The following is a 6,328-nucleotide window of genomic DNA, read 5'->3' on the forward strand; positions in this document are numbered from 1 at the left end:
CCGCAGCATACCGACGGCACCGCTGACAGCGAGAAGCGATGGCTCGGCGACATCGGCGATGCACCGACGGAGCCGGTCATCCTCGAGACACAGCGCTTGTCCGAACTCGGGCTGATGGTGCCGGGGTCGGCCAAGCTTGGCTACGCACAGCTCATCGCCGCCGCTGGCACCGCGGGCAGAAGTGCGAGGAGCGGCCGCCGAACGGCACGCGCCTGATCGCCGTGCCGCACCGCGTGCACGGCTGGCCGGAACGCCCGTACGCGTTCAGCGAGTGCGCGAAGTAACCCGCCTGGCCGTTCACGTTCACGTACTGCGCGTCGAAACTCGTGCCGCCCTCGGCCAGGGCCTGGGCGAACACCGCGCGCAACTGCACCAGCAGCTCTCCGGCCTTCCTCGGCCCCACCATCGCACCGGGGGTCTCGGGGTGCAGCCTCGCCCGCCACAGGGCCTCGTCGGCGTAGATGTTGCCGATGCCGCTGACGAGCCGCTGGTCGAGCAGCGCCCGCTTCACCCCCGTGGCCCGGGAGCGCAGTCCGCGCACGAAGCCGGCGTCGTCGAACGCGGGATCCAGCGGATCCCTGGCGATGTGCACCGCCTGGCTCGGGATCGCCGTCGCGCCCCCGATCCCGTCCGGCGCCGGCACGAGACCGTCGAGGGCGAGAGATCCGAAGAGCCGCTGGTCGGCGAAGTCGACCCGCAGCTCGCCGTGCTCCGGATGCTCGATCCAGAGCCGAACCCGCACGTGCCGGTCATCAGAGGCGTCGTGCGAGCGCAGCAGCAGCTGCCCGCTCATGCCGAGGTGCGCGAGCAGCGCCTGAGCGGGACCGCCGGACGACCGCACCGGGATCCACATGAACTTGCCCCGACGAACCGGCGCGTCGAGCACCAGCCCGGTCGTGCGCCGCTCGAAGTCTGCCGCACGCAGCGCGCCGGCCGCGTCGCTCAGCGTGACTCCGTGGCCACCGAGCCCGTCGTCACCGCTGAGGGGGACGTGGCGCTTGAGCGCCCGGGGATCCAGCACCGCGACGCCCGCGACGCGAGCGCCGGTGACCGCGGGCGCGAGCCCGGCGCGCACCACCTCGACTTCGGGCAGCTCGGGCACTTCTCAGCCCTTCGCGCGGGAGGAACCGCGGCGCGCGCTCTTCCCGCGTCGGCGCCCGGCCGCGCGCAGCTGCTCGACGGCGTCGCGCGCCGCCAGCAGCTCGGCGCCCTTCTTGCTCGTGCTCGTGCCGGTACCCGAGATGTCCTCGAGCCTCACGACGGCCGTGTAGCGCCGATCGTGGTCGGGGCCCTCTCCCGTGACCAGGTAGGAGGGGTGCGGCAGTCCGCGGGCGGCTGCCTCCTCCTGGAGCGCGGTCTTCGGGTCGAACAGGGCGAGCGTCTCCTCGAAGCGCTCGGGGTCGGCGAGCAGTGGCGCGATGAGCGCGCGCACGAACCCCGCAGCGGTCTCGGGGTCCGTCGACAGGTAGACGGCGCCGATGACGGCCTCCACGGCGTCGGCGAGGATGGACTCCTTCTCGCGCCCGCCCGACTGCTCCTCTCCCCTGCCCAGGCGCAGGGAGGCGCCGAGGTCGAGACCCCTCGCCACGCGCGCGAGCGCGACGGTGGAGACGAGCGCGGCACGGCGCTTGGCGAGCTCGCCCTCGCTGAGCTCGGGGTAGTCGAGGTACAGCTTGACGGTGACCGCCTGCCCCAGGATCGAGTCGCCGAGGAACTCGAGGCGCTCGTTGTGGGGCGCCGCGCCGTGTTCGAAGGCCCACGATCGGTGCGTCAGGGCGAGTTCGAGCAGCTCAGGATCGACCGCGACCCCGAACGGATCGAGAAAGCCGCCGGGTCCGCCCTGAGGCGTACCCGACGGCTCTCTCCGCTCGTGGTGCGGGACCGAGGATTCGTTCCCGTTCACGTGACAGGTCTTTAGACGTCTGCGACCTTGCGGCCCTTGTACTCGAGGAAGAGGGGGGTGCCCGCCTGATCCTCGACCACGCGCGCGCGGTGCGGGAGGCTGTAGACGGTCTTGCCGTTCTCGACGGTCTTGACCAGCTTGGGAGCCTCGGCCTTCCACGCCGAACGGCGGTGGCGAGTGTTCGAGCGCGACATCTTCCGCTTGGGAACAGCCATGATGTTCTCTTTCCTACTTGCTTCATCGACCAGGGCTCACGCCCTAGTCACGTTCTTCTTCAGCCTTGAATTCAGCCAGCGCCGCCCACCGCGGGTCGATGCTCACCGCGGGCGCCGCATCAGCCTCAGCATCGCGCAGCTCACCGGACTCGGGATCGAGCCCCGGACAGTCCGGGCGACACACAGGCTGGAACGGTAGTGCGAGCACTACCGCGTCTCGGAGCGGAGGTTCAAGATCCACGTGATCACCGTGAACCTCATACTCGTCGGCCTCCGTAGGAGTATACGCGAAAAGCTCCTGAAACTCGACTTGAAACGGCGTGGTGAATTTCGTGAGACAGCGGCCGCACTCCGCGTGCATCGTCGTGCGCACGTCCGCGGAGACGAGGATGCCCTCGTGCACCGACTCCAGGCGCAGGGCGAGGTCCATGCGCTCACCCGCGGGGATCTCGGCGAGCGCCTCCCCGAGCTGCTCGGGCACGACGATGTCTCGCTCCCGCTCGCGCATCTCGCCCGGGCGGCCGACGAGCTCTCGGATGTTCTCGCGGTACACGTTCTTGCTGGTCACCGGGCAAGCCTAACGGATCGCCCTGCGGAGACGCTCTACGCCGGCCGACTGTTGTCGAGGAAGCGCGCCACCGCCGGTGGCACGTACTCGCTCACGTCGCCGCCGAGCGCCGCCACCTGTCGGACGAGCGTGCTCGAGACGTGGGCGTGCCCCGGGTCGGGGAGCATGAAGACGGTCTCGACGCCCGCCAGGCTGCGGTTCATCAGCACCATCGGCGTCTCGTAGGCGACGTCGATCTGAGAGCGGATGCCCTTCACCAGCACGCCGGCGCCGACCTCGGTGCAGTAGTCGACGAGCAGGCCCATCGACCAGGAGGCGACCGTGATGTTGCCGGGCATGGCGGGATCCTCTTCGATCGCCTTCTGGATCAGGTTCACGCGCTCGGAGATCGGCAGCATCGCGTTCTTGCCCGGATTGTGCACGACGAGCACGTGCACCTCTTCGAACACCGTCGCGGCGCGGCGGATGACGTCGAGATGCCCCTTCGTGACGGGGTCGAAGGAACCGGGAACCACAGCGATCCTGCTCATGATCCCACCCTATTGCGTCCCCATCCCGGAGAAGCTGCGAGTTCGGTGGCACGGCGGTGGGAACGAGCTGGTCGCGTCACGACTTCGCCAGGTTCTCGAGGTGCCCCGACTCGTTCTCGCGGCGCAGCAGATCCCAGAGCCCCGGAGCGCCCTCGAGCGTCGGATCCTGTTCGAGGAGCTCGGCCGCGACCTCGCGGGCGTGCGCGATGAGCTCTCCGTGCTCGGCCACCCTGAGCAGCCGCAGGGTCGACCGGCCTCCCGACTGCGCCGTGCCGAGGATGTCACCCTCGCGGCGCAGTTCGAGGTCGGCCTCCGCGAGGGCGAAGCCGTCGCCGGTGGCCGCGACGGCCTCGATGCGCTCGCGGGCGACGCTCCCCTGCTCCGCGGCGGTGAGCAGCAGGCAGAGACCGGGGTGCTCGCCCCGGCCGACGCGGCCGCGGAGCTGGTGCAGCTGCGAGATGCCGAAGCGGTCGGCGTCCCGCACGATCATCATCGACGCGTTGGGCACGTTGACGCCCACCTCGATGACGGTCGTCGCGACGAGGATCGCGATCTCCCCCGCCGCGAAGGCCTGCATGACAGCGTCCTTCTGCTCGGGCCTCATCGAGCCGCTCAGCCCCTCGACGCGCAGCCCGGCGTAATCGGGCCGGGCCCGCAGCTCGGCGACGGTCTGCTCGACGCTCGCGAGCGGGCGGTCGGGCCCGCCCGCATCGGCGGCCCCGGGCCCCTCCGCCCCCTCGGTGGCTTCAGCGTCGCCGTCCTCCCGCGCACCCGCCGAGATCGCCGGGCAGACGACGTAGACCTGGCGCCCCTTCCCGACCTCCTCGGCCGCCCGCAGCCAGGCCCGCTCCGCCCACTTCGGCCGCTCGAGCACGGGGACCGCGAAGGTCTCGATGCCCTGGCGCCCCGGCGGCAGCTCCCGGATCGTCGACACCTCCAGGTCTCCGAACGCGGTGAGCGCGACCGTGCGCGGGATCGGTGTCGCCGTCATGGTGAGCACGTGGGGCTGCGCTCCCTTCTGCCGAAGGGTCTCGCGCTGCTCGACGCCGAAGCGGTGCTGCTCGTCGACCACGATCAGGCCGAGATCGTAGAAGGTGACCTTGTCGCCGAGCAGGGCGTGGGTGCCGACGACGACGCGGGAGTTGCCCGAGGCGATCGAGAGCAGCGCCCGACGCCGCTCCGCCGCGGGCATCTTGCTCGTGAGCAGCACCGGGACGAACTCGGGGGCGAGATCGGGGCCGAGGGTCTCGGTGATGGAACGGTAGTGCTGGGCGGCGAGCACCTCCGTGGGGGCGAGCATCGCGCTCTGCCCGCCGCTCTCGGCGGTCTGCAGCATGGCGCGCAGCGCGACGAGCGTCTTGCCGGATCCGACCTCTCCCTGCAGCAGCCGGTGCATCGGGTGCGGGCGGGCGAGCTCGGCGCCGATGGTGGCGCAGGCCTCGCGCTGGTCGCCCGTCAGCTCGAAGGGCAGCGCCGCATCGAAGCGGTCGAGCAGCCCCCCGCTCCGCTGCGGGCGGGGCGTGCTCTCGGCCAACCCGGTTCTGCGACGGCGGTCGAGCAGTGCGAGCTGCAGTTCGAAGGCCTCGCGAAAGCGCATGCTGTCCCTGGCCTTCCGCCAGTCCGCCGTGCGCTCGGGGCGATGGATGAGCTCGAGCGAGGGGCCCAGCGCGAAGACGCCCTCGCGCTCCCGGATGCTGCGCGGCAGCGGATCCTCCACCGGCCCGAGCGCGTCGAGCGCGAGCCCCACGGCCTTCTCGATCGTCCAGCTGGGGAACTGCGCCGTCGCCGGGTAGATCGGCACCGGGCGCTCCGCGTACGCGCGCGCCGCCGCCCGGTCCAGATCCTCCGATTTCCGCGCCGACACCTCGGCGCCCGCCGAGGGGTCGGCCGCGGCCTCGTGCTCCTCGAACAGTTCGTAGTCGGGGTGCTGCAACTGCAGCTGACCCCGGTACTCGCTCACCTTGCCCGCGAAGATGCCGCGGCGCCCCGGCAGCAGATGAGCCGCCCGCCAGCGCTGGTTGAAGAACGTCAGCGCGAGCGTGCCGGTGCCATCGGTGATGCGCACCTCGAGGATGCTGCCGCGCTTGCGCTGCATCGTGCGCTCGCGCGCGTCGAGCACCTGCGCCAGCACCGTGATGTGCTCGCCGACCGGCAGGCCGACGAGGGGGGTCAGCTCACCGCGGTTCGAGTAGCGGCGCGGGAAGTGGTAGAGGAGATCGCGCACCGTGACGATGCCGAACGCGCGCTCGAGGCCCTTGGCCGTGCGCCCGCCGACGATCGACGAGAGGTTCCTCTCGAACCCCTCGTTCGGTCGAGTGCCGTGCCCTGCGCCGTTCACCTTCCCAGGCTATCGGGCGCCGCGGACATCGCGCCCCGCCACCAGGCGATACGCTCGAGGCATGACCCGCATCATCTCCGGGGCCGCAGGTTCCCTCCGCCTCGAGGTGCCGAAGTCGGGCACCAGACCGACCAGCGATCGCGTGCGCGAGGCGATCTTCTCGACGCTCGAGTCCTGGGGCCTCGTCGACGGTGCCCGCGTGCTCGACCTCTATGCGGGCTCGGGCGCCCTCGGGCTCGAGGCCGCGAGCCGAGGGGCGGAGTCGGTCACCCTCGTCGAGCGGCACGCCCAGGCGGCCCAGGTCGCGGGGCGCAACGCCCGCGTCGTGCTCGGCGCGTTCGGCGGCCCGGGATCCGGCGCGCCGCGTATCGACGTGGCCCGCCAGTCGGTGCAGACGTTCCTCGAGGCTCAGGATCCCGCGCCCCGGTGGGACGTCGCACTGCTCGATCCGCCCTACGACCTCGGGGAGGCCGAGCTCACGGCGAACCTCGCGGCGCTCCTGCCGCTGCTCGCGGACGATGCGGCCGTGCTCGTGGAGCGATCGAGCCGCTCCCCCGAGCCGGCCTGGCCGGCGGGCGTCTCGCTGCTGCGCGAGAAGCGCTACGGGGAGACCGCCCTGTGGTGGGCGGAGCCCGCGACCGCCTAGCTGTACCGGGTCAGGGCGTTGGTCGCAGTCGGCTGATCGGGGGCTTTCCTCCGAGGGCTGAGTGGTGTCGTCCAGTGTTGTAGTGCTCGAGCCAGGGGTCAAGGGCTGCGGTGCGCTCGTCGTTTGAG

8 protein-coding genes are annotated in these 6,328 nt (G+C 71.4%); 1 reads left to right on the forward strand and 7 read right to left on the reverse strand.

What is annotated here, in order from left to right; translation table 11 throughout:
- Positions 1-151 precede the first annotated feature (151 nt).
- From mutM to JD276_RS04355, 6 genes are all read right to left on the reverse strand, one after another.
- Complete coding sequence (mutM, locus tag JD276_RS04330; RefSeq protein WP_200114234.1) at positions 152-1,102, reverse strand: bifunctional DNA-formamidopyrimidine glycosylase/DNA-(apurinic or apyrimidinic site) lyase; 951 nt, start codon at positions 1,100-1,102, stop codon at positions 152-154.
- 3 nt (positions 1,103-1,105) lie between these two features.
- Positions 1,106-1,789 carry a ribonuclease III gene (gene rnc, locus JD276_RS04335; protein ID WP_233615334.1) on the reverse strand — a complete coding sequence of 228 codons (684 nt, stop codon included), beginning with the start codon at positions 1,787-1,789 and terminating at the stop codon, positions 1,106-1,108.
- 125 nt (positions 1,790-1,914) lie between these two features.
- Positions 1,915-2,118: a 50S ribosomal protein L32 gene (rpmF, locus tag JD276_RS04340; protein ID WP_200114237.1), complete on the reverse strand. Its 204-nt coding sequence runs from the start codon at positions 2,116-2,118 to the stop codon at positions 1,915-1,917.
- 43 nt (positions 2,119-2,161) lie between these two features.
- Complete coding sequence (locus JD276_RS04345) at positions 2,162-2,686, reverse strand: YceD family protein (protein WP_200114239.1); 525 nt, start codon at positions 2,684-2,686, stop codon at positions 2,162-2,164.
- 35 nt (positions 2,687-2,721) lie between these two features.
- On the reverse strand, positions 2,722-3,216 hold the full coding sequence (coaD, locus tag JD276_RS04350) for a pantetheine-phosphate adenylyltransferase (RefSeq protein WP_200114242.1): 495 nt from the start codon (positions 3,214-3,216) through the stop codon (positions 2,722-2,724).
- A 76-nt stretch (positions 3,217-3,292) separates the two neighbouring features.
- Positions 3,293-5,554: an ATP-dependent DNA helicase RecG gene (locus JD276_RS04355; protein WP_200114243.1), complete on the reverse strand. Its 2,262-nt coding sequence runs from the start codon at positions 5,552-5,554 to the stop codon at positions 3,293-3,295.
- A 61-nt stretch (positions 5,555-5,615) separates the two neighbouring features.
- Between JD276_RS04355 and rsmD the strand changes: the two genes are divergently transcribed.
- Positions 5,616-6,200, forward strand: a complete 585-nt coding sequence (gene rsmD / locus JD276_RS04360; RefSeq protein ID WP_200114247.1) for a 16S rRNA (guanine(966)-N(2))-methyltransferase RsmD — start codon at positions 5,616-5,618, stop codon at positions 6,198-6,200.
- 10 nt (positions 6,201-6,210) lie between these two features.
- Here the strand turns inward: rsmD and JD276_RS04365 are convergent.
- A partial coding sequence (locus tag JD276_RS04365; protein WP_200114248.1) for an integrase core domain-containing protein occupies positions 6,211-6,328 on the reverse strand: 118 nt, incomplete at its 5' end.

The sequence above is a fragment of the Leucobacter chromiisoli genome (genome assembly GCF_016522505.1).
Taxonomy (GTDB): domain Bacteria; phylum Actinomycetota; class Actinomycetes; order Actinomycetales; family Microbacteriaceae; genus Leucobacter; species Leucobacter chromiisoli.